This window comes from Vibrio sp. SCSIO 43086 (assembly GCF_051132235.1).
GTDB classification, from domain to species: Bacteria; Pseudomonadota; Gammaproteobacteria; order Enterobacterales; family Vibrionaceae; genus Vibrio; species Vibrio diabolicus.
The window spans coordinates 1790453-1814724 of sequence record NZ_CP072677.1 but is presented as its reverse complement, the minus strand read 5'-3'; the positions used below and the strand labels follow the sequence as shown (position 1 = coordinate 1814724).

Sequence of the window (24272 nt, the reverse complement as noted above, 5' to 3'; positions counted from 1 at the left end):
TTTAAAATTTTATGTTAGGAATCAAGACAAACTATGAACCATAACCGTATTGTATGCTTCGATTTAGAAATGTGTTGCTGGAACGAAAATGGTGTCGGCAGCACGGGTGAAATTATCGAAGTTGGGTTGGCTGAAATAGATTTGTCTAGAGGCGAGATAGTCAAGCGAGCTCAATACTACGTAAAACCTGAACATGATGAAGTTTCGCTGTTTTGTGCCGAGCTAACAGGTATTACGCCACGTAAAATTGAAAAACAAGGACGCCCATTAGAAGAAGTGCTTAAATCCATGGTTAAGAACTTCGGTGGTCGTAACAAGATTTATGCATCATGGGGCCGAGATGACCTCATCCTGCTTGAAGAGTGTAAGCAAAAAGGTATTGAAGCGCCATTTACGGAGTTCATCAACTTAGCGACGCTTTATCGCATTCAAAATCGTCTTAAGGATAAGCGTATTGGTCACCGAGCCGCTCAAGAAGCAAAAGGCATTGATTGGGAAGGGCGCCAACATTCTGGTTATGTGGATGCGTACAATTTAGCGAAGCTTGCTCTGACTATGCTTTAATGGTCCGATATAGATCGGCAAACTTGTAATCAAATCGTCATTCAACCATTGTTGTTTTGTCATGGAATCTGTTTAGTGTAGAGCTCGTCAAACATATTCATATCTTGACCAGTATTTTAATAACAATGTCGTTGGCTTATCGAAAAAACGCGCGTAATGCGCGTTTTTTATGGCTATAGAACTCAATCTTCGCCATCATTTCACGGTAGACTTGAAATAGCTTGCGCGACTTACATGTTTACCTTGTTTCCTTACTGAGATTGCAACTTTGCTCGAATGAACTCACTGTGATCAACGTAGAGTAGTTCTGCTGTTTTGCGGATCACTGCATCTTCTAGTGGATCAATTTCGCCATCGGCATACGCCACTTCCCACATGCTTTTGATTAAGTTGTAGCGTGTTTCTTGAGTCAATTCTCTCAGTTGAGAAGTAAAATCGTACAGAGACGCGGAGTCTTTTATTTTCTGTTGCGCTTGCTCTAACAAAGCATTTGATTCTTCTTCATTTAATGACAGAAGCTTCATCAATAATGAACGCTTTGTTTCTTGCTCTTTATCATCGACGTTATGGTCTGCGCCAGATACTTCACACAGCAAGCACGCGATAGCCATATTCGGAGAGAGTGTGTTGGTTTGGCTTAAATCAGAGCCTTCAATGAGCTGTTTAAATAATGAGGTAAGAGAGTTAAACATATTGAACACCGAGCTATTGTTTATTTGGTTAACATGGTCATAAATACGGTAGATCTCAAGGTGTGGTATCAAATTTAGCACGCCGTTGACAGTCAAGAGCTTTGCTCATCTACCCAAATCCCTCGTACTTTTTAGTTCAGTCAAAAATGACTTGTCTTCAAGAAAGGGCAAGTCATTTTGGGAGCGAGATTTAGCCTTCTGCACGAGTTGGTGGAAAATGTACCTCTTCGCCATCGCTCGTTAGAATGCTAATTTGGCTCGGCTTTCCTTCGTCATCAAGACGCAGCTCACCAATGGCGCTGTGGTTAACTAAGCGATAAAAATTGTGCGAACTTGGTGCGCGTTTGTAGATCTTTAGCCGCTTACGTTTTGTGAACCAGTTTAAAGGCGAACGAGGGCTATATAGAAGCCTATCTAGACCATCACAAATATTGAGCAATTGGGTTGGGAACTGATTTTTAATCCCGCTACAGGTGATTTGATAGATATTCGGACTATTTTTTCGGTAGCGAAGTTTAATGTCGTATGCAAAAGAGTAGTGCACGTCGCCAGAGAGAATAACGAAATTGGTCGGCGTCTTAGTATGTGTAAAAATACTAATAAGCGTATTCGCACTTCCGGGGTGCGCCATCCAGTTTTCAGCATCGACCATTAATGGTTTACCAAGCATCGTTACTACTCGCTGCAGTGCTTCGATAAATTTCACTCCGAACATTGGCGCGGCAGAAACAATGATAACTTTGTCTTGATGAACAAGTTCTTGGTGGAACTCAATCATTGCTTCCCAGTCCATTAACCCAGAGGGCTTGTTCATTTTAGACTCAGAACGCCAGCGTCTGGTTCGCGTATCTAGCACGACAACTTTTGGCGTCGTCGGAATGGTGTAATGCCAATTCTCAAAGCGATACAAATATTGAATAAATGCATCTTGAGTTTGTGAGGAACGCTCGTTGAAAAAGCGTTGAGCGGTACTCATAAACTCATCATTGAATTTTTCTGGCGCGTTTCCCCAGCCTTGGCAAAGCCAGTAGGCAATCAGGCTGTTCCCGATAATACGTTTCGCAAAGGCGTTGCTGTACGCGGCTTGTTCCCAGCCTATGGTAAGGTTCCAATCGTCGGTGACATCGTGATCATCAAAGATCATGTAGGTTGGAATGTGAGCAAGTAGGCGTTGAACATTATCTAGACCTGAGACGAATTTATCTATTTGAGCTTTTTCTTCTCGCCATTGCTGTTGCCATTTGGGGTCGAGAGTTGCTCCGCCGACAGTAAACTCATTTTCTAATAAGCGATCTGTCCGAATAAGCTTCCATAAGGTCGGAGACCAAACCAATAAGTACATTGCAAAGCATTCGGCAAAGCTTATTAGATGGTTTTCACACTCTTTGGCGCTGAATATTGGCGTCCCTCTGTGCGGGAAAAACGTACTCAGTAAACTGCCATCATTCACATAATGAGGCAACAATTTGTCCCGACCATAATAACAAGCTGAGTGCTGGTAGAGGGCATTGGTATTTTTTATCGGCGCTTGCTCGAATTCTTCGTCCGGTAAACCGAGTAGGGCAATGACTTGTTCGATGGCGTCCAGAGTAGGGCCTGCAACATGGTCTGCGTAGATTTGGTCACCACTCATGATGAGCATATCTGGTCTTTCTTCGATGGTTTGAGATGCGATTTTATGATCCGCAGCGACCAATGTATCTTTACTGAAGTGGTGGGGATTCCGGCACGAGCCATGCAGAACATAATCTGCTTTTTCGCTGATTAGGAACTCAACGCCCAAATTTGGACAGTTATCTCGTTCATAAGTCAGATGAGGAAGCAGTTCCGTTACTGAGCCGTGTTGCGTTTGTATTTGATAGCGTAACGTTTGATGGGTCGGAAACTCGCCCTTTAATTGCAACAAACAGCACCACGCATTGAGACCGATTTGAAGCTGTTCTTTTTGCTCACTTAAGGGGGCTTGATGAATGACGGAGGCGTTTTCATCCGTAATTTGCACCATACCCTCCAAGCGTTGGGTGGTGACTAGCCAAATATTGATTTCAGTTGCGGTCACTTTGCGCAAAATCGGACCTGCAACGATAAGAGGAAGTGAAGATGTTTCAGTCGTGTTCATCAATGCTGGCAAAACGGCTCCTTATGTGTCAGCTTCTTCTTCTAATATTTCGATAACTTGTGAACTGCTAAGTTCATGTCCCATAAGGAATAAACCTAGCATGGCATCGGCTTTTGACGCGTTATCACTGTCTTCATCCAAAATCTGCTGAAGTCGCGTTCTGATTAGATCTATTTCGTGCTCGACGAAGCCGCGTCCCTCCTCGTCTCCCTGACCATCTTCTGGAGCATTATCAAAGTGCAAAAATAACATGTCCCCATCAAGTTGAGTCCCTATCAACCTTTCAGGCAGCCATGCTTCTCCCATCACAATGTCTGGGTCCGTGTCTGCGGGTATATGATTCAAGGTAGAGATAAGTTCTGATGCTTTCACTTTTTACTTCATTATGTTTGATTTGGAACTAAGCTAGAGTTTTAAGAGCTTGTTACGATAGTAAAAATATTCACAAATAAGCTCATCTAGTCGTGCAATATTAATATAATCTTGGGACTCAAACTGTCACGAGGATGACAACATTTGTCATTGTAACGGCTATCATCAGAAGAACATAAGCTTTAAATGGCAAATCATTGATGTTTGCCTGCTTCTCAACCAACATTTTTCGAACTCATGAAGAGATTAATTCTAACAACACTCACTTTGCCTTTAGCTGCGATGGCTTCTTCTGCGTATGGTGTAGAAGAGCAAACGTGGGGAATTGCAGCGATGTATCGCACCGCATCGATTCCGTTTTATACCGCCGATAATGACTCGACGGTGAGTACATTTGTACCAATGATGTTCTTTGAAAACGAGCATTTGTATATCAATGGCATTGAAGGCGGCGTTTTTCTGTATGACGAGAGTGATTCTGACTGGCGCGCGAGTGCGATCATGCGATTGAGATTTGTTGATATTCCCATGTCGCTACAAAATGCCAATGAAGGGGACAGAGTCGACTTTGGTGGTCAAGTTCGTTATAGCATTAACGACAACTGGCGCGCGGAAGTAGAACTAATGACGGACGATGAACTCCAGTTTCACTCTAATTATCGCCTTGCCGCTAATTATGCGTTTGGTGATTGGGAGTTAGAGCCATCTATCACGATTCGATACAAAGACGCTGACTTCAACAGTGAATATTATGCGTTTAAAGATGTTACTGGGGAAAGAATTGGAGCAGGACTTGACGCCAACCTCGGCATCAAAGCGCGTTATCATGTGACTTCCAACTTGTATTTATTGGGGGAGACGAGTGTCACTCGCTTAGATGATAATGCCTACAACAGCCAGCTTGTAGAAGACCGATATCAAGGTGAAGTGTTTGTCGGTTTTGGCTTTTTCAACGATAAAGGCAAAGCTCCGAAATCAACACTGAGTAATAAACCATATCTACGTATCGCGCATGGTTGGGCGACACCTTCAAATATTGGTGAAATATTTAGCTTTGAGAGAGAAAAAGACCCATACGACAATCAACTTACTTCATTGTTTTATGGGCACCCGCTAACGGACGAGTTGTTTGGCTTTCCTCTTGATATTTATTTAACGCCAGGTTTGGTTCATCACTGGTCGTCCAGTGTTCAGTCCGCGAGCACAGAATACGTGATGGCGATTAAGGCTTATTATACCGTTAATTGGCCAACGACTTGGCGATTTGGTGTTGCGGAAGGTATGTCATACGTCGACAACATTACCTACATCGAAGGAACCGAAATGGAAGACAAGGGTTATACACCAAGTAAGCTACTGAACTACTTAGACTTCTCGTTTGATGTAAATATAGGTGACTTATTCAACCAAAAAAACTGGGAAAATATGTGGGTGGGTTATTCATTGCATCACCGCTCAGCAATTTTCGAAAGTGCGTCCCAGTTTGGGCGCATTAAAGGCGGGAGCAACTACAATACCATTTACTTCCAGTTCGAGTTTTAGAGTATCGTAAGATGCATATAGGTCGGATTTGCAACTGACTTCTTTATCGCCCATTATGAGTAATGATGAATAATACAATGCTGCTTTCAACGCGAACCTTCGTGTATCGTGCCAAAGTTAAGGCTGTTTGTGATGCATCTGATGAATCGGATGGCATGAGCACCATGAGTATCGACTCCTCATTCAATATTCAAATTGAGGCGATAAACTGTACCAACGATGAATTTGCCAAGCGCTTTTTTGTCGTCCACGGGGAAGGACATTTAGAGGGTGACGAATGGTTAGTGTTGTACGTCAATTCTCTTGAGGTTGACGTTGGAGACGATCTCGAAATTCCGAGTGATGTCGCGTTTGATGCGATGATTGAGAATATGATAAACGAAGCTGAGCAGTCTTTGGAAAAGCTCTATCACGAAGCGCTACACAACTTAGAGAAAGTGAATCGCTCTGGGAGAAATAAGATAACTTCTAAACACGATTAGGGTATTTTGATCGACAAGGGATTGGCGCGAACCAATCCCTTGTTATTTGTATTCTACTTGTTCTTGAACTTAGGCCAATTTACGCTATCGCTGCAAGTTGGCTCTGCGCTTCAGAAATGCCTTTCGCAGCGAAATCTTCACCCATGTTTAGCGCTTCCGCATAAACAAATTCCACATCAGTGATACCAACGAAACCTAGCACGGTACGCAGGTATGGTGTGACGTTGTCAGTTGGTGAATCTTTATGGATACCACCGCGAGTCGTGATGACAATCGCTTTCTTACCTTCGATCAGGCCTTGAACGCCGTTTTCAGTGTATTTGAATGTCACGCCAGCACGAGCAATCAAATCAATCCAGTTTTTAAGCTGAGTTGGAATTGTAAAGTTATACATTGGTGCGGCAATAACCAAAGTGTCTGCGGCTTTTACTTCTTCAATAAGGGTATCCGACAGTTCGACAACCTCTTGTTGTTCTTGTGAAAGATCTTCCGTTGCGCGAAGTGCAGTGGCAACGGCGAAGTCCAAAACTGGTAATGGGTTGGCAGCCAAATCACGAACAGTTAGCTTGTCTTGGTCTACATTTTTGATGAAGTCTTCAACCAGTTTGTTTGATTGAGAGTAATCGCCAAGGATGCTTGATTTTAGAGCTAGTACACGAGACATAATGGTTATTCCTTAAATAAGTGCTTTTGACTATGGGAGCCATTATAAGCGAGGCACGTTGGTTAAAAAGTATAGGGATTCGCTGAACATGTTCGAAAAATTTGAATGTGGTTTCGGTTATCTTGTTGCAGATCTTGTGTGATACAATCCGCGCAGTTTTTGTAATGAAAAGAATAGGAAACGCTTTGACTTCGTCACAGCCCCCAAAAAAGAATCCCGCTGAAGAGCAAGCGACACCGTCAAATGGTGTGCAAAAGGCGACAGCGAAACAAGATAAAGCACCTCAGGCTCAAGTGAATAGCGCGGCGTCTCTACGCAAAGCGTTAAGCCAGTGCATGATGCGTGACCGCTTCCGTTTAAGTAAACGCATTTCTGGTGCGAGCAAAATTAAGAAAGATGCAGCACGTAATGCTGTGTTTGATGAAATTGCACTCGACATTGCTAAATCGATGATGGTTGCGGAACAACGCAGCAACTACAAACCAACGATTGAATACCCAGAAATTCTGCCCGTCAGCCAAAAGCGCGACGACATCGCTAAAGCGATTGAAGAAAACCAAGTGGTTATCGTCGCGGGTGAAACCGGTTCTGGTAAAACCACTCAGCTGCCAAAAATCTGTGCTGAGCTTGGTCGCGGTAAGTACGGTTTGATTGGCCATACTCAGCCTCGTCGTCTTGCGGCGCGTTCGGTTGCGAACCGTATTGCCGAAGAGATGGAAACTAAGTTGGGTGAGTTTGTTGGTTACAAGGTTCGATTCAACGATCAGATCTCTGAAAATACCCAAATCAAATTGATGACGGACGGTATCTTGCTGGCTGAAATTCAGCATGACCGTTTCTTGAATCAATACGACACCATTATTATCGATGAAGCGCACGAGCGCAGCCTTAACATCGATTTCATCTTAGGTTACTTGAAAGAGTTGCTACCACGTCGTCCTGATTTGAAAGTGATCATCACGTCGGCAACCATTGACCCAGAGCGCTTCTCAAAACACTTCAATAATGCACCAATTATTGAAGTGTCAGGTCGTACTTACCCAGTAGAAACTCGTTACCGCCCATTAAGCGGTGATGACGACAATGATCGTGACCAACTTGAAGGCATCTTCGAAGCGGTCGACGAATTGTGCGATGAAGGTTTAGGTGACATCCTGATCTTCATGAACGGTGAGCGTGAAATTCGTGATACCGCAGATGCACTGTCTAAACGCAATCTGAAGAGCACCGAAATTGTGCCGCTTTACGCGCGTTTGTCGGCGGGCGAGCAGAACAAGATTTTCCAACCTCATGCTGGTCGCCGAATTGTACTGGCAACCAACGTGGCAGAAACCTCGCTAACCGTTCCGGGCATCAAGTATGTTATCGACCCGGGCACGGCGCGCATTAGCCGCTACAGTTACCGAACTAAGGTTCAGCGTCTTCCAATTGAGCCGGTTTCTCAGGCGAGTGCGAACCAACGTAAAGGTCGTTGTGGTCGTGTGGAAGAGGGTATCTGTATCCGTCTGTACTCAGAGGAAGATTTTGAGTCGCGCCCAGAGTTTACCGATCCCGAGATCCTGCGTACCAACCTAGCATCGGTTATCTTACAGATGACGGCACTTGGCTTGGGCGACATTCAAGCCTTCCCATTTGTAGAAGCGCCGGACAAACGTAACATCCAAGATGGTGTTCGTTTGCTGGAAGAGCTTGGCGCGATTAATTCTGAGGTAAAAGACCCGAAAAAACGCCTAACTTCCATTGGTCGCCAATTAGCGCGTTTGCCAATCGATCCACGCTTGGCGCGTATGGTTTTGGAAGCGTCAAAATATGGTGCGCTTAAAGAAGTGATGATCATTGCAGCGGCCTTGTCGATTCAAGATCCACGCGAGCGTCCTTCAGACAAACAACAATCATCAGATGATAAGCACCGTCGTTTCTTCCATGAAGAGTCGGACTTCCTGACGTTTGTAAATTTGTGGGAATACATCCAAAAGCAGCAAAAAGCGTTGTCTAGCAACCAGTTCCGCAAGCAATGTAAGCAAGACTATTTGAACTACTTGCGCGTGCGTGAGTGGCAAGATGTGTACTTCCAAATTCACCAGTCGATGCGTGAAATGGAATTCAAACTGAACGATGAGCCTGCGTCTTACCATGGCGTACACAGTGCGATCTTGGTTGGTTTGTTGTCGCACATCGGTATGAAAGACCAAGAAAAGAATGAATATCAAGGCGCGCGCAACGCTCGTTTCCATATCTTCCCTGCATCGGGTCTATTTAAGAAACAACCTAAGTGGATAATGTCAGCCGAGTTGGTGGAAACCTCGAAACTTTGGGGCCGTATCATTGCCAAGATTCAGCCGGAATGGATTGAGCCATTAGCCAAACATCTTATCAAGCGCAGTTACAGCGAACCGCATTGGTCGAAGAAACGCGCGGCGGTGATGGCGCATGAAAAAGTCATGCTTTACGGCGTACCAATCGTACCGAAGCGTTTGGTCAACTACGGCAGTATCGATCCGACCGTTAGCCGCGAAATCTTTATTCGTAGTGCATTGGTTGAAGGTGAGTGGGAAACCAAACACGCGTTCTTTAAGCAAAACCGTAAGCTTCTGCAAGAAGTGGAAGAGCTTGAACACAAATCTCGTCGTCGTGACATCTTGGTGGATGATGATGAGCTGTTTGAGTTCTATGACCAACGTATTGGTACCGAAGTGGTGTCTGGTAAACATTTCGATACGTGGTGGAAAAAAGCATCGAAAGAAGATCCTGAACTGCTGAACTTTGAAAAAGAGATGCTGTTCAAGGGCGATGCTAGTCATGTCACCGACTTGGATTACCCGAACTTCTGGCATCAAAATGGTTTGAAGCTCAAGTTGAGTTACCAATTTGAACCAGGCGATGATAGTGACGGTGTCACAGTGCATTTGCCGTTGCCGATTTTAAACCAAGTTGAACCAGCGGGCTTTGATTGGCAGATCCCAGGTTTACGTCATGAGCTTGTGGTTAGCTTGATTAAATCGCTGCCGAAGACGATTCGTAAGAACTTTGTGCCTGCGCCAAACTATGCCGATGCATTCTTAGCTCGCGTCACGCCAATGGAAGCGCCGCTGCTAGATTCATTGGAGAAAGAGTTGCGCCGCATGACGGGTGTAGAAGTGTTGCGTGAAGACTGGAACTTGGAACAGGTGCCTGAGCACTTGAAAGTCACGTTCCGCGCGGTTGATCATCGAAATCGCAAACTGAAGGAACATAAAGACCTTCACGAATTGAAAGAGAGCTTGAAAGACAAAGTTCAAGAAACGCTTTCTAAAGTGGCGGATGACGATATTGAACAGCAAGGTCTGCATACGTGGAGCTTCGGTGAATTGCCGAAAGTGTATCAACAAAAACGTGGTGGCTACGATGTAAAAGCGTATCCAGCACTTGTTGATAGTAAAGACAGCGTTGAAATCAAACTCTACGAAACGGAGTACGAGCAGATAACGGCAATGCGTGCTGGTCAGCGTCGTTTGATTTTGTTGAATGTGCCGTCTCCAATTAAATACTTGCACGCTAACTTACCGAACAAATCGAAGTTGGGTTTGTATTTTAACCCTTACGGCAAAGTGCTTGATCTGATCGATGACTGTATCGCCTGTGGTGTCGATAAGCTTATTGAAGAGCAGGGTGGCTTAGTTTGGGAGCCAGAGAAGTTCGAAGCGTTGAAAGAACACGTTCGTGCTGAACTGGGTGATACCGTCGTAGAGATCGCTCAACAGGTTGAGACTATTCTGACCACGGCGTTTAGCATCAATAAGAAGCTAAAAGGCAAAATCGACTTCACAATGGCATTTGCTCTGTCAGATATCAAAGCACAAATTGAAGGCTTGATCTTCAAAGGCTTTGCGACGGAATGTGGCTGGAAGCGCTTGCCGGATATTCTTCGCTACATGCGTGCGATAGAGCGTCGTATGGAGAAGTTGCCAATCGATCCAAACAAAGATCGTTTACATATGCTGAAGATTGAATCTGTGACTCAAGACTATAAAGAGTTGCTGAATAAGATCCCGAAAGGCGTGGCCATTCCTGAAAACGTAAAAGAAGTGCGTTGGATGATTGAAGAGCTTCGCGTGAGTTACTTTGCTCAACAATTAGGCACTCCTTATCCTGTTTCTGATAAACGAGTCAAAAACGCGATTGATGCTTGCTAATCAACCAGTAAAATAGCGTCAGATTTGCAATTATCGCGTATGAGGTTACTGGTACACTAATTGCTAGTAACTCAATAAGCGTTATTTTTTAGTTCTGGGAGGCAATGGTTCGCCTCCCTTTATTTGTAGTACCAACGACTGAGTTATGCAGACGTGGGAATAATAAAGAGTAAAGGTAGATGATGAAAAAAACTCTATTAGCAGTGGCGCTACTTGGCGCATCTTCTGCGGCAATGGCAGATTCTTGGATTTACGGTGGTGCAACAGTAGGTCAGTCTGACTACAAAGGTGAGACGGATACATCATACTCTGTTCACGTTGGTACAGGCATCCTACCTATCATTGGTATTGAAGCAGGTGTGACGCAACACGGTGAATTTAACGTAAATGGTCAAGACACTAAGCTAACGTCTTACTACGCAGCACTTAAGCCAAGCATCGACTTTGGTCCACTGCATGTGTATGCAAAAGGTGGCTTCCACCAGTGGGACAAAGAAGTGAAAGGCGGCAAAGACGATGACGATTTGGATCTAATGTACGGTGTAGGTGCTGAGTACTTCATTTTTGGTCCGATGTCTGTTGGTGCTAGCTACATGAACTACACGGCGGGTAAAGACGATATCGGCACGTTCTCTGTTAACGCAACACTGCATTTCCTATAAGCGTCTAGCTTTCTAACACCCATATGAAAAACACCGACTTTATGTCGGTGTTTTTTTGTCTGGAAGTCACAAAACAAAAGTTGAACATAAATTATTCACTTTTGGATCTTAAAATGCTCATGCTTTCCAATATATAGTGGCGATTAAATGCGCATATTTGCGTAATGTTTCGCTTAGGAATCGCTCAGGAAGGGATAGTATGAAAAAAACACTCTCGTTATTAGCTCTAACGTTGTGCTCAACATCAGCAATGGCAGACTCATGGATTTACGCTGGCGGTCAAATCGGTCAATCTGATATCGATAGCGAAAACGATACAACCTACGGTATTCATGTAGGTACTGGTATTTTGCCATTCATTGGCATTGAGGCAGGTTACTTTAACCACGGCAAGGTGGATTTATCACTGAGTGGCAGCAGGGGTAGTGCTGATTTTGATTCATTCTATTTAGCAGCGAAACCAAGCATCGACTTTGGGCCGCTTCATGTCTATGCCAAAGGTGGCATCAATGCATTCAATGTTGATTATGACGGCGGACTGAGAAATTTAGATAAAGATGATGGTGTCTCCTACATGTATGGTGTCGGTGCCGAATACTTCTTGCTCGATAATGTTTCTATTGGGGCAAGCTATCAAGCGTTTGGCGTGGATATTGACAGCGATAGTGACACCGTGAGCAGTGTGACGGGGAATATTACCTTCCATTTCCTATAATACTCAATCTATATGAAAACTTTACTGACATGGTTTCATCGCTAGCTTTGAAACCAAGTCAGTGTTACTTATCTCAATTTACGCGTCCATCAATGATAAAGCCACAGAGCGCAAGTATTTCCAGTGCTTTTCGAACGATCAAATTACGATAAAATCAATCGTTAGACCTCATAATTTTTGTGTTGATATTACTTTGTTCTCATCTGCCTTTAACTGAGCCAAAAATGCAATAAATGGCGATTTTTTGCAAAAATATGTGATTACTGCTAAACTTCGCCCCGCTTTAAAACTTTAGAGTTCAAATTAATGGAGGGCGGTATTGGAGTTCTTCTCACCTGAGGGGCGTTTCAAATTCACGTTAAATTTGTATTTATGGATAATGCATTTAAAAAATATAGTATCGACACAACAGACTATCAGGTTGGACAGGACAACGTTCAAAAGTGGGGATTCGACATACATAACCCCGTTTTTGGCATCAGTGCGGGTCTCGTTGTTTTCTGTCTAATTTCACTTCTTCTTGTTGAGCCAACCACTGCTCGTGATGTATTAAACGGTCTGAAAAACGGAATTATCGAACAGTTTGATGCGTTCTTTATGTGGTCGACAAACTTCTTCTTATTATTCGCTGTTGCTCTTCTTTTTTCTCCGTTGGGTAAAATCCGCTTAGGTGGCAAAGAAGCAACGCCGGATCACTCAACCGTTTCTTGGTTGTCGATGCTCTTTGCAGCTGGTATGGGTATTGGTCTTCTGTTCTGGAGTGTGGCGGAGCCGACCGCGTACTTCACTGATTGGTGGGGAATGCCACTGAACGCAGTGCCATACACAGAAGAAGCGAAATCTCTAGCGATGGGTGCCACCATGTTCCACTGGGGTGTGCATGGTTGGAGTATTTACGCACTCGTTGCACTAGCACTTGCGTTTTTTGCTTTTAACAAGGGTTTACCGCTTTCATTGCGCGCGGCGTTTTATCCAATTTTTGGTGACCGAGCATGGGGTTGGTTAGGACATGTTATCGACATTCTTGCCGTTTTATCCACGCTGTTTGGTCTTGCAACGTCGCTGGGTCTCGGTGCTCAGCAGGCGACCAGTGGTATTAACCATGTCTTTGGTCTAGAAGGCGGCATTGGTACACAAATGATTGTGATCACCTTTGTTACCTTTATCGCGGTGCTATCAGTAATTCGTGGTATTGATGGTGGTGTTAAGCTACTGAGTAACGTCAATATGGTGGTTGCGTTTGCCCTGCTTATTTTCATTACCTTTATCACGTTTGATACGGCGTGGGGTTCGCTACGCGACACAACAATGGCTTACATTGAAAATATTATCCCGTTGAGCAACCCTCACGGTCGTGAAGATGAAACTTGGATGCACGGCTGGACGGTATTCTACTGGGCTTGGTGGGTATCTTGGTCACCGTTTGTTGGTATGTTTATCGCGCGTGTGTCTAAAGGTCGTACGGTTCGAGAATTCCTGTTCGCAGTGATCGTTATTCCTACTGTCGTTACCTTGATTTGGATGTCTGTATTCGGTGGTATCGCGCTTGACCAAGTGGTGAATAAAGTTGGTGAGCTAGGTGCAAATGGTCTAACTGATATTTCACTGACTCTGTTCCATGTTTACGATGCGCTTCCGTATAGCTCAGTGATTTCAGTGCTTTCTATCGTGCTGATTCTGGTGTTCTTTATTACATCATCAGACTCTGGCTCACTGGTTATCGATAGTATCACTGCGGGTGGTAAGATTGATGCACCAATTCCACAGCGTATTTTCTGGGCTTGTATTGAAGGTGCAATTGCAGCCGTTATGCTTTGGGTTGGTGGCAAAGAAGCCTTGCAAGCATTGCAGTCCGGTGTGGTTGCAACGGGATTACCGTTTACCTTTGTTCTGTTGTTGATGTGTGTAAGCTTGGTTAAAGGGTTAAGAACCGAACTGTCAGCTTACAAATAAACACTATCCACTATTGAATTTAAATGCCGAGCCTAATGCGTTCGGCATTTTTTATTTCTACTTTTCTTTTTCAATAATTCCGTTACAGTTTGGGCTTATTCCCACCTCATTTAACAGCATTATGTCACTGGCTAAACTCATTCTTATTCGTGGACTTCCAGGTTCAGGTAAAACAACCTTAGCAAAGCAATTGGCGATAGAGCTTGGTGCTAAGCATTTTGAAGCTGACATGTATTTTGAAAATGATGAAGGTGATTATCACTTTAACCCAACTGAGTTACCCCAAGCGCATGAATGGTGTTTTCAGCAAACTCGAAAGTGGTTGAACAAAGGGAAAGTCGTGATTGTGAGTAATACGTTTGTTCGGCACTGGGAGATGAAGCGTTACTTGGACTACTGCGTGAAGATGCGCATTGAGGTGGAAGTTAAGGTGTGTCGCGGAACGTATCAAAGCATTCATGATGTGCCACCAGCGACCATCGAAAAGATGCGACGCCAGTGGCAAGAGTGATCGTTACCAGAATCGAGAAACTACTGGCCTCGTCCATCAATCATTACAACGAATGTTTTACTCATGATTGAAAGGTCCATTGAAATCCAAGAGTAGAACGAACCTAAGCTTAGTGCGTAACTGTGGTCAAAACCAACTTTACGTCTTACATCTTCAATGCATGCATCATAGCCTTGGTTAACTTGCGCTAGGCCTGTAATTCCTGGTAATACGCCATATGTGCGTTCTACAAAATAAGGGATTTCATCTTCCAACTTTTGGTAGAAAGCAGGGCGCTCTGGACGTGGCCCGATCATAGACATTTCACCTCTCAACACATTAAACAGCTGTGGTAACTCATCTAAACGCGTCTTACGTAAAAAACGTCCTACTGGTGTGATTCGAGGATCATTTTCGGTTGCCCAAACTGCACCGGAGCGTTGCTCCGCATCAATATACATGGTGCGAAACTTCATAATTTGAAAAAGATCCATTTTTTCTGGTGTACAGCGCCCAACACGCAGTTGACGATAGATCACTGGGCCTTTTGATGTGATTTTTATAGCTAGCGCGATAAATGGGAATAGTGGTGCAGTGACGAGCAAAATAAACATTGCAACCAGTACATCAAACGTTCTTTTCGCGTGGCATACATTTGAATCGTAGCGTGAGTTTTTCATGATGCTTTCCTTATTGGTTGACGCGTGTCCAACGTCCATTTTCCATTCCTAGCAAATACTTCATACCGCCGATGAAATTGGCGAGATGACCAATGACGATGTAGCTAATCAGTTTAAAAGGCTTGACTGTGTTAAGTGCAGGCACCAAGTAAGTGACAAGTGCGATACCATAAACACAGGCTTGAGCGAGCAGCATTATTTGAAACAGCGGGTTGTGTGCCAGTAGTAGTGAACAAACCAAGCAAACAATCATCAAATAGGGTGTTGCTAAGCGCAGAACCTTTCCCGATAGAAATGCAAAGGCAGTGCCACGATAGCGAGGTAGCAGTAATTTCTTTAATTGCATGAGCTGCTGCATGTTACCCGCTGAAATTCTTAGGCGTCGCTTGAAGTCTGCGTCGTCTGAGCTTTGTTCGAGTTCAAGAGCTAGCATGTTAGGTTCGTAGATAGCGTTATAGCCTCGCAAAACGATTCTCATAGGGAGAATAAAATCGTCATTGATGGTGCTGACTTCAAGTGGTTCAAATAGGTGGGTTCTGAATGTATAAAACGCACCGTGAGAACCAATCGTTGAACCCAGCAAGGATTCTTGGTGCTTCACTCGAGACTGGTATTGCCAGTACGCTGCTTCACCTTGGTTATCGGTACTCATTATTTGATATGTCGCGTTAACCACTCCAACCTTCTCATTTTGATAATGCTGACTAGCTAGCAACAGAGAATCGCAAGAAATCAATGCCGATGTATCACTCAGTGCGGTAATGTCCGAGTTAACATGACCCATTTCTTCGTTGAGTAGGGCAACTTTACCGCGATTGACTTGGTGGTCATTAATGATGAACAGTGTATCGGAGCAGATCGCTTCTTGAATCGTAGCTTGAGCAATCTCGGCTGTGTTATCTGTGCAGCCATCACATGCGATCACCACTTTCAATTTATCTCTTGGGTAATCTAAGCTCGCAAGGTTGCGGATCTTTTCTGCTATCCATTGTTCTTCATTGTAGGCGGGCACGATGACAGTAACAGATGGTAACTGACTGTCTGTTTGAGAGGCTTTGTAAGCTCGCTCTACAAATGGTGCTGTGGTTTTTTGCTGTTTTAAAGGAAGCCATTTAAGTAGCAATGGATAACCAACATGATGATAGACAATCAAAAATGCGGATAAACCAAAACCTGTAATCCAAAGTAAATCATTCATAGCTAGCCTCCTTGGCCAAACGTGAGTAGCGACCCACCATGTCTCTGATATCAAAATGTTTGAGAATAAAAGTTCGAGGAGAACCATGGGTTGATTTCAATTGCAGCGACAAAGCTTCCGCCAAAGAGAACACACGGTTGGCTTCAACCAATGTGCTGTTAATCGGGCAGAGCGTCTCTTTCACGCCACCAACATCGGTTGCGACACAAGGAACGTCACATGCTTGAGCTTCTAGTGTTGAGAGGGGGAAACCCTCTTGAAGCGACGGTAAACAAAATAAATCGAGGCTTTGGTAAAAGCTGGGCATATCGTCGACCAAGCCTAAAAAGGTAACGCGATCCTCAAGTTTTAACGTTCTAACTTGTGCTTCCAATTGAGCTCTCTGAGAACCATCTCCAGCAATGGCTAGGTGTGTGTTTGGCGTAAGATGAGAGAAGGCTTCGATAAGCACTTTATGGCCTTTAACTGCTTCTAAACGTCCAGCTACTCCAATTACGGTTTTGTTGGCTGGAAGCCCAAACAAGTTTCTCTTGGTTGCTTGATTACCGCTTTGAAATTTCTGGCAATCGATTCCATTATGTATGGTGCAAACTTTGCGGTAATTCAGTTTTTTCTGGATTTGTTCGGCGACAAAGTTCGCATCGGCAACCACATGTGGACGAATCATTTTTAGCAGTAGGGACTGCAGTCGAGCTGACTTTCTGCTATTCAGATGCCAGGCGTCGTGCTCAGTATGGATAATTACTGGCACCTGCGCTAAGCGTGCCGCAATCCCACCATATAAGAGTGGTCCGATATGGTGAGTGTGGACCACATCAGGCTTAAGTCCTTTGAGCATGGAAGTCAGCGTACTGATGGTTTTTCCGCTGAATCCAGGTTTCTTATTGAGAAAGTGCAGCTGGCCTTGGTAGGCCGAGAGTTTTGACCAGCATTGCAGTGTTTGCTCTTTGCTTCCCTCTAAACTTACGACAAAGACGGAATGATTCGGTTGCGCAAAACGAAGCATCTCTAATACGAGCGTTTCCAAACCGCCAGGAGCTAAGTGCTGCACGACGTGTAATATCACTTTTTTATTGCGTTGACTGCTATTTTGTTTTTGTCTGAATTCCATTCTCAAACCCTCGTTGAGTTCTTTGTTTATTAAGGAATAGCAGACTGCGTGCCAATAAATTAAGCCTTTAAAAACAATAATCTAATGGCGATACATATGAAGAGCGATGTTTATTCTCAATTTGAGATTCATATTAGTGGAAACCTTATGCGGAGTTAGAATAAGCACAAAAAGAAAAGCACTCGCTGAACGAGTGCTTGTAATGGAGTGTTAACGGCTGTTAGCTTCCGTATACCACTTTAGGTAGGGTGGTGATCACAGGAACGCCAAGGTGCTTTTCTAATGCTCTTTTAGAGCGGATAGAGTTATCTGCTAACTCAAGTATCGTCGCTAATCCAATGCCCAAACCCGCGCCACCGATAAACCCTAAAATGACAAACACAACACTAGGTAAGTTAGACGGAATGGTTGGTGTGAAAGGTTCATCAATGATTTTCACGCGTTTATTCTCTTCAAATACGCCAAGTGAACCAGTTAATTGAGCCATTTCATAACGCTCCACAAGGTCATCATACATTTCTCTTTTTACCGCGACATCACGAGCTAGGCGGTTGATTTCTGTTGCTGTGCTACCAAATCGATGCGCATTACTTTCTAACTCTTGAATCATTGTTCGTAAGCTATTTGTTTCTTCTGTGAGGGCTTCAAAGCGTCCGCGCATAATTTGCAGTTGGTGAAGCTGAGAGACCAGAAGAGGCTGAGCTTCTCCAAGACTGTTTACGGTGGTATTGCTTGCGATATCCCAAAGTTGGGCGCTGTTTAATTCCGGTTGTTTAGAGTTCAATAGTACTGAGCGCTCTTGCTCCAAGCGGTTTAACTCTCGTAGCTTGCCTTGAACCATGCTATGCGCCTCAGTGTACTTGGCGCGAAGCAAAGTGAGCTCACTACGAATGTCGATGATTTGTTCTTCAAGCTTACCGATAACCGGGTTGGTTTTAGAAAGTTGTTGGTCCAAACTACCTAGGCTTCGGGTAACACCAGCAAGCTCCGCTTCTTTTTCTGCCAAGGTTTGTTTAAGGCTTGCCAGACGAGTCAGGCTTTGTGCTTGCATTTCAGGCGTCGCGTGAGAGTAAGTATTCTTGTATTCCGCGAACGCTTGCTCTGCTTTATCCAGCTCTTCTCTGCGTTTATTAATATGGATGGTTAAAAAGTGACTTGAATCTTTAATTGAAGATCGTTCAGGAGCTAAAAGCTGTTCGACAAAATGTTCGCTGACGGAGAGTAACATCGACTCCATGCCATTCGGTTTGCCACTTCGTAGTTGGATTTGAATGAAGTCCTTACCAAGCTGCTGAACAGACAAACGCGACGCGAGATCTTTAATGATGAACTCTTGCTCTTTAGCACTCATGTCGTCACTAATCAGCGCTTGTTCTTTGGCAACTGAGTACAAAACATGTCGGCTTTTTAGCAAGGTACTGAGTGCGCTCAATCGGTCTTTCAGCATGGTTGAGACGGCAAGATCTTGAAGGAATGGGTTCATTTTCGCTGTCTCTTGGATAAGCATACTTGTATGAGCGACATAAGTCGTCGGAACCAGTTTACTTACGATGAAACCCAGCACAGGCAATACAAGCATAGGAATAACGATCATGTAGCGACGTCTCCAAGCTCCATGTAACAGTACACTGAGGTTTTCTCTTAAATCGTTCATAGCGCCCTCACTAATTTATCAACTTGGTTGGCTCTTGCTTCCCAGCTTTGCTGTTGAACAAATGACTTTGAATCTGTCGGTGGCGGTAGGAGGTGATCGAGACTGGCACGCACGTCTTCGACATCTTGAACCACATGGAGCATATGTTTGTAGGGCATTAATGCGGGAAAGGGTGTGCTGATAACAGGGGTTCCTGTTGCCAAGTACTCAAGAAGTTTAAGCGGATTACATGCCTTGATTTGAGCGTTATCAACAAAGGGCAACCAACTGGCATCCCAGTGTTGAGAGTAACGTGGCAGAGTGTGATGCGCTCTCGGGCCCAGGTAGTATATGTTGCTTCTTTGTGGAAGTGGATTATCACTGAACTCGTTGGGGCCGATGAACACGAGATCCCAGTCAGGCGCTTGGTCTGCGACTTGGGCAATTAAGTCGTAGTCTAACCATTCAGACAAACTGCCATAAAAGCCCAGCACTTTGCGACCATTATTAGGTAAATCTTCAGCCTTAGGTGCTGGCTCAGAAAACAGCCTAAAGTCGACACCGTGAAGTAAAGTGACGGTTTTACCAGATGGAAATTGAGTGGCGAGTTTGTCACTTGCTGTAAAAATCACATCAGCCGCGTTAACCAGTGTACGTTCATGCTTGGCAACCGTGTCGTGGTCAACACCAGCTAAAGCGCTAAAGTCATCGCCACAATAGTAAATTAGCCCACGTGAATTCATTTCCGCACAAACATCTGCGGCCGTCGGGAGCGATGTCCAAAATATAGGCTTATCAAAACCAAGAGCGTGTAACTGTTTATTGAGCTGGTATTTCATCATCTTAGCCGCTACTTTTCTTACCAGCGCAGAACTTGGAGCAGGAATAGTGAGTAGGTTAATGGTGTGAATATTTGGGTTTATTTCAGACTCTAACGTTGGCTTATGCGATCCAGCGTTATTAAATACACGAGTGAGCTTGTTTAACGCACGTTGCATGTCTTTAGCGGTCAGCCTAGGTTGACGCAGACCGATTGAGTTAACCCAAAGGATGCGGTGGCTCGTTGCTAGTCGTTTGACAATGTGTTGAGTGGAGGAGGGTAACCCACCAAAATCTTCTCCAAATACTACGATGTCTGTCATGTGGCTCTCCTTGAGTCTTCGTTATTTGATTACTAATCAAGAGAGTAATCACAATACGTGCCAAGGATTTATTTGTTATAAAACAGGTAATTGGACTTTCTATTGGTATTTGAAATTAGGATTTCTCATTTTGACAATCACTTTGAACGATTCGGCTAACGACAACCGTTAATGCTGCCAGAATGTAAATTGGCCAAGTGAAACCTTGAGTGAGGAAAGTGCCTGATACGATGGTCCCGATCAGCCCACTTAAGACTGCGTTTGCTCCAACAGAGAGGGTGTAATCCGATGTTGGCGTCAGTAGTGAAATAGAATGCAAAGAGGTTCGAATCAATGACACAATCAATGTAATGAACACAGCTAGTCCAACAAACCCTGTTTCTGCTAATACGCCAAACCAAGTACTGTGTACGGCGTGATTGATGCCATCCCAGTGAGGGCTATAGAAATAGTAATTGAAGTAGAAATTATCAAGCCCAACCCCAGTTAACGGATGGTGGAGAGCCATTTTAAATGCGGCTTCCCACGCGTAAAGTCGTCCCATCGCAGAGGCATCTATACCATCCTCGGCTGCGCCACCCGATTCTCGCCCTGAGATACCAGCAAATGCGTAGAGTACGATGGCTGCGACGGCGCCTAGTACTAAGACTAACGTTTTGCTTTTGATGTGCTTAAAGGCAAAGTACGCAAATACCGATAGAGAGCCTAACAAGCCCCCGCGGCTTTGTGTCTCAATAATCGCAAAAAACAACACCAAACAGGTAACAAGTGCGAAGAGTCGGAGATGCTTAGGTGAACGTTTCTCCATTAACTGACTAACGGTAAAGGCGAGGGGAAACATTAATACCAGCGCCAAGTCGTTCGGATCGCCGAGTACTGAACCTATGGAGCGTCCAATCGATACGCGCGTCCCTTCGACTAAATCAATGCCATTCGCTGCGTTTTGTAATGCGACTAAACCAATCAACAATCCGGCGAAAATTATTGCTTTCGACATTTGTGCTAACTGAGCCGGTTTGGTAATAAGCCAGGTGATCGCCAATGTCATAATGATGATTTTCCAATAGGTATTTTTGAAAACCGTAATGGCAATGTCACGACTGGAGGCAAAGACGATGCCGATGATCACCAGCCCCCAAAATATGCACAGCCATTTTAATGAAGGGTGCCAAAAAGCAGTGAGCTGGCGACTTATTAAAAGGTGGAAAGCAAGTGCGGCCAGAGCCCCCAATGATAGTAGCAATGGGATCTTAAAGTTATAGATAACGGGAAACGCTTCATGAATACGGAAGAATGAAAAAATAACGAACAGCGTGACAAGCCAAAACGTTTGGTTGAGAACGAACAGTAAAGCCAGCGGGGCGAAACATAGTGCGACAATCAAAATAGGGTGAGGCATAACAATCCAAAGCAGGCCGATACAGACGGTAATCGTCAGCGCTGCGATGGACTGCTTTCTTCTCACCTTGGTTTCAGTCATAACGAGTATCTCTTCACCTGTCCACGCCACTTCACCATGTATCGAGTGAGCGCATTTAGCGTCTCTTTACTCATATAGCGAGTGGCTATCCCTGCCAGCAAAGTGCATGTCAAAATGCAAATTGCGATGGCGATTCCTATTGATTGTGAAGAGTGAAGCAGGAACAGTGCCACACCGGAGATAATCTGCAATAAAACCATCAGGCTTAGGTGAAAAGGCAACGGCATGCATTGTTGGCCTACCACATAAGTAAGGCCAAGCTTACACAGTTGAGCGTAATAAAGCGCAATGAAAACCCCATAGATACCCAGGGACGATAGGCCAAACAGCAAAGCAATTGCAACGCATGCTGAGACGACATTAATACCCAGTAACCAGCGAGTACGACGCTTGTACAAAATGGAAATATTAATGAGTTCGCTCCACTCTTTTAGCATGGCGATAGGCAGTAAGAACAAGCTGAACAGTACCGCCTCATGATAGGTTTCTGGTAACAGGTAAGTGATCATCACCATTGCTAATGTGCCGACTGCAACACTTAAACCTGTAATGTAAATCATGCCTAGATGAGTGATGCGCACAGCTTCTGTACTCCTACGCGCTTCTAGGTAATTAAATCGACGTGGCATCCACCACATGCCAAATGGCTGAACTAAAATACACATGCCAACCGCAAATTTTACGGCTATCGCGTAAATCCCCAATGTCGCAAGTGATGCGTTCGCACCGATGAACCAGCGTTCAGCGCCATTGAGGCAGAACGCAACCAATCCAGCCATCATCATGGGCAGACAGTAATTTAGGTATTGTTTCGCCACTGTCAGATTTGGCAGAGTCATGCTGTAGCGGTTAATGATGTGCAGCCAGACAAACTGAGTAATAGCAGCCAACAAGCCACCCCATAAAACAGAAATAACATGTGGGTGAACAGACAGCGCCGTGATGATGAAAATAACCTGAAAAACAGTGGTAGTCACCATGACGTTAAGTAGGGTTCTTGCTTTGTCGTCCTGTGTTCTCAACCAAGCTGTGCCGATTGCGATACTGCCTTCTAGAACGATAGCAAACATAACAATAGCAAACTCGACTCGCGTAAAAGGTGCAGGAATAGGCGCGAGCATAATGATAGCGAGTAGGCATAAAGCCACGATACCAGCGATGAACAAAGCAAGTGAGTACAGCTGGTTTAGAAGGCTTGTGCGCGTATTATGATCCTTTTCAACCCCGACGAATCGATACAGCGCTTCATGCAAAGCGAAACTGACGAATAAGGTTGTGACAACGCCAAAGGTGGTAAGCAGTTCAAGCTTGCCCATTTGTTCTGGTGAGAGAAAGTGGGGCAATACAGGCAGCATGATTAAGCTGATGCTTTTGTTTATCACTAACGCGATAGCGAACAGCGACATGTTGGTCATTGCTTTAGACATGGTCATATCCTTTGATGTATCGCGGTGTTTTGAGTTTACAATCGCCATTCGGTGCGGATTCTGCTGCAAGGTGCTGAGCGATTGGCAGATAACAACGTTCGGCCGTATAAAGTTGAGAAACGTTGAGTGCTTCGATACCCATTGTCACTTTCATCCATGGAGACTCATTCAAAAGGCGAATTGCGTTATGTAACGACGCCACATTGTTTGGTGTGTACTTGATGCAATTGCGGCCGTGCGTTAATACGCGATCCCAGTAGCTATCATCATGTGGGATGACGATGCACATGCCTGCTGCGAGAGCTTCTAAAATGGATAACCCAAAAGGTTCGTTAACACTGGTGGAAACAAACACACCACACTGAGAGCGTAGGTCATCGAGGTTATCTGGGCATTCATGCCATTCAACACCTTTTGTGGTGAAGTCTGGTGTTGAATATTCCACACCTGCCACATTTGGTTTGATGTAACACACGGTAGATTTGATCTCTTGTGTCTTATCAAGTGTTAAAGCATCAAGAAAAAGATCGATGTTCTTCCATTTTAGTAAGCTAGCTGCCCAGAAGACGCGGTTTGAAATCGGATTTGCTTGTTTTGGCCAGCGGTCTCTCGATAGTCCGTTAACAAACGTAGAAGCATTCAAACCACACCAATAGCGTTCAGTGGCCGGCTTCTCGGTTTTGAGGTAAACCTGTAAGGCCTCTAGCATCGATTCTCGGGTGTTTGCCAAGTAATAAATTGCGGATGCTTTTACCAAGCAGTAGCCGGACGATCTTGAACGACCAATTGGACCATGAACCATTTGTACCACAGGCTTTTTGCTGATTAATCTTAGTAAGTACAAAGGCATATCATTACTTGGGCAAGATAGACCTAAAAAGCTATCTATCTTTGGTAGTTTCATGCACGCAAAAATCAGTTGGATAAAGTAATACGCGTTCATTAACCAGTAAGTGAGGCCATGAGTGGAGCTCAGTGGTGATGGTTTGATTTTGATAATCTGCACACGAGGCGTATCGCTAAGTAGTGACTCCCAATGCTCTGGATTCGTGGTCAGCAGATAACCAATTACGTTCAGTTTATCGCACTGTTTGAGGAGCTCTGCATTCGCAATTTTAGAACCACCTTGCATTGGGATTGCGTCGAACATTAATACACGTTTCATGACTGGCCT

20 protein-coding genes are annotated in these 24272 nt (G+C 44.4%); 8 read left to right on the top strand and 12 right to left on the bottom strand.

Annotation, left to right across the window (positions count from 1 at the left end; all coding sequences use genetic code 11):
- Positions 1–33: 33 nt before the first annotated feature.
- Complete coding sequence (locus J8Z23_RS08345; RefSeq protein ID WP_005394213.1) at positions 34–564, top strand: 3'-5' exonuclease; 531 nt, start codon at positions 34–36, stop codon at positions 562–564.
- 251 nt (positions 565–815) lie between these two features.
- On the opposite strand, the gene J8Z23_RS08340 is transcribed toward J8Z23_RS08345, so the two are convergent.
- The 3 genes from J8Z23_RS08340 to J8Z23_RS08330 form a co-directional block, all read right to left on the bottom strand.
- On the bottom strand, positions 816–1256 hold the full coding sequence (locus tag J8Z23_RS08340; protein ID WP_005394215.1) for a TerB family tellurite resistance protein: 441 nt from the start codon (positions 1254–1256) through the stop codon (positions 816–818).
- Positions 1257–1446: 190 nt separating this feature from the next.
- Positions 1447–3387 carry an alkaline phosphatase D family protein gene (locus J8Z23_RS08335; protein ID WP_434632934.1) on the bottom strand — a complete coding sequence of 647 codons (1941 nt, stop codon included), beginning with the start codon at positions 3385–3387 and terminating at the stop codon, positions 1447–1449.
- Between the two features lie 9 nt (positions 3388–3396).
- Positions 3397–3747: a hypothetical protein gene (locus J8Z23_RS08330; protein WP_182036576.1), complete on the bottom strand. Its 351-nt coding sequence runs from the start codon at positions 3745–3747 to the stop codon at positions 3397–3399.
- 237 nt (positions 3748–3984) lie between these two features.
- Between J8Z23_RS08330 and J8Z23_RS08325 the strand changes: the two genes are divergently transcribed.
- A complete protein-coding gene (locus J8Z23_RS08325; protein ID WP_074191483.1) occupies positions 3985–5289 on the top strand; it encodes a MipA/OmpV family protein in 1305 nt (434 codons plus the stop codon).
- Between the two features lie 62 nt (positions 5290–5351).
- The gene (locus J8Z23_RS08320; RefSeq protein WP_226977493.1) at positions 5352–5771 is read left to right on the top strand and encodes a hypothetical protein; all 420 of its coding nucleotides are present in this window, start codon (positions 5352–5354) and stop codon (positions 5769–5771) included.
- Between the two features lie 79 nt (positions 5772–5850).
- Here J8Z23_RS08320 and J8Z23_RS08315 read toward each other — a convergent pair whose 3' ends face one another.
- Positions 5851–6435, bottom strand: coding sequence for an FMN-dependent NADH-azoreductase (locus tag J8Z23_RS08315; RefSeq protein ID WP_167426600.1), 585 nt, complete (start codon positions 6433–6435; stop codon positions 5851–5853).
- 335 nt (positions 6436–6770) lie between these two features.
- Here J8Z23_RS08315 and hrpA point away from each other — a divergent pair, with 335 nt between their 5' ends.
- From hrpA to J8Z23_RS08290, 5 genes are all read left to right on the top strand, one after another.
- Positions 6771–10607 carry an ATP-dependent RNA helicase HrpA gene (gene hrpA, locus J8Z23_RS08310; RefSeq protein WP_434635293.1) on the top strand — a complete coding sequence of 1279 codons (3837 nt, stop codon included), beginning with the start codon at positions 6771–6773 and terminating at the stop codon, positions 10605–10607.
- Positions 10608–10789: 182 nt separating this feature from the next.
- Positions 10790–11269 carry an outer membrane beta-barrel protein gene (locus J8Z23_RS08305; protein WP_005394221.1) on the top strand — a complete coding sequence of 160 codons (480 nt, stop codon included), beginning with the start codon at positions 10790–10792 and terminating at the stop codon, positions 11267–11269.
- 199 nt (positions 11270–11468) lie between these two features.
- Positions 11469–11984 (top strand): outer membrane beta-barrel protein, encoded by a 516-nt coding sequence (locus tag J8Z23_RS08300; protein ID WP_005394222.1) that lies wholly within the window; start codon positions 11469–11471, stop codon positions 11982–11984.
- A gap of 372 nt (positions 11985–12356) precedes the next feature.
- Positions 12357–13937, top strand: a complete 1581-nt coding sequence (locus J8Z23_RS08295) for a BCCT family transporter (RefSeq protein ID WP_203343589.1) — start codon at positions 12357–12359, stop codon at positions 13935–13937.
- 121 nt (positions 13938–14058) lie between these two features.
- On the top strand, positions 14059–14448 hold the full coding sequence (locus tag J8Z23_RS08290; protein WP_203346362.1) for an ATP-binding protein: 390 nt from the start codon (positions 14059–14061) through the stop codon (positions 14446–14448).
- A gap of 20 nt (positions 14449–14468) precedes the next feature.
- Here the strand turns inward: J8Z23_RS08290 and J8Z23_RS08285 are convergent, their stop codons facing one another.
- From J8Z23_RS08285 to J8Z23_RS08250, 8 genes are all read right to left on the bottom strand, one after another.
- Positions 14469–15107: a sugar transferase gene (locus J8Z23_RS08285; RefSeq protein WP_005394228.1), complete on the bottom strand. Its 639-nt coding sequence runs from the start codon at positions 15105–15107 to the stop codon at positions 14469–14471.
- 10 nt (positions 15108–15117) lie between these two features.
- Positions 15118–16305 carry a glycosyltransferase family 2 protein gene (locus J8Z23_RS08280; RefSeq protein WP_434632929.1) on the bottom strand — a complete coding sequence of 396 codons (1188 nt, stop codon included), beginning with the start codon at positions 16303–16305 and terminating at the stop codon, positions 15118–15120.
- Complete coding sequence (locus J8Z23_RS08275) at positions 16298–17416, bottom strand: glycosyltransferase (RefSeq protein WP_301608139.1); 1119 nt, start codon at positions 17414–17416, stop codon at positions 16298–16300. The genes J8Z23_RS08280 and J8Z23_RS08275 overlap by 8 nt, the downstream gene beginning before the upstream one ends.
- 220 nt (positions 17417–17636) lie before the next feature.
- Positions 17637–19070, bottom strand: coding sequence for a GumC family protein (locus J8Z23_RS08270; RefSeq protein WP_434632926.1), 1434 nt, complete (start codon positions 19068–19070; stop codon positions 17637–17639).
- A complete protein-coding gene (locus tag J8Z23_RS08265; RefSeq protein ID WP_434632924.1) occupies positions 19067–20191 on the bottom strand; it encodes a glycosyltransferase in 1125 nt (374 codons plus the stop codon). The genes J8Z23_RS08270 and J8Z23_RS08265 overlap by 4 nt, the downstream gene beginning before the upstream one ends.
- A 115-nt stretch (positions 20192–20306) precedes the next feature.
- Positions 20307–21671: an O-antigen ligase family protein gene (locus J8Z23_RS08260; protein WP_167394154.1), complete on the bottom strand. Its 1365-nt coding sequence runs from the start codon at positions 21669–21671 to the stop codon at positions 20307–20309.
- Positions 21668–23098: a lipopolysaccharide biosynthesis protein gene (locus J8Z23_RS08255; RefSeq protein WP_395217008.1), complete on the bottom strand. Its 1431-nt coding sequence runs from the start codon at positions 23096–23098 to the stop codon at positions 21668–21670. Before J8Z23_RS08255 ends, J8Z23_RS08260 begins: the two co-directional genes overlap by 4 nt.
- A complete protein-coding gene (locus J8Z23_RS08250; protein WP_374081319.1) occupies positions 23091–24263 on the bottom strand; it encodes a glycosyltransferase family 4 protein in 1173 nt (390 codons plus the stop codon). Before J8Z23_RS08250 ends, J8Z23_RS08255 begins: the two co-directional genes overlap by 8 nt.
- Positions 24264–24272: the final 9 nt, after the last annotated feature.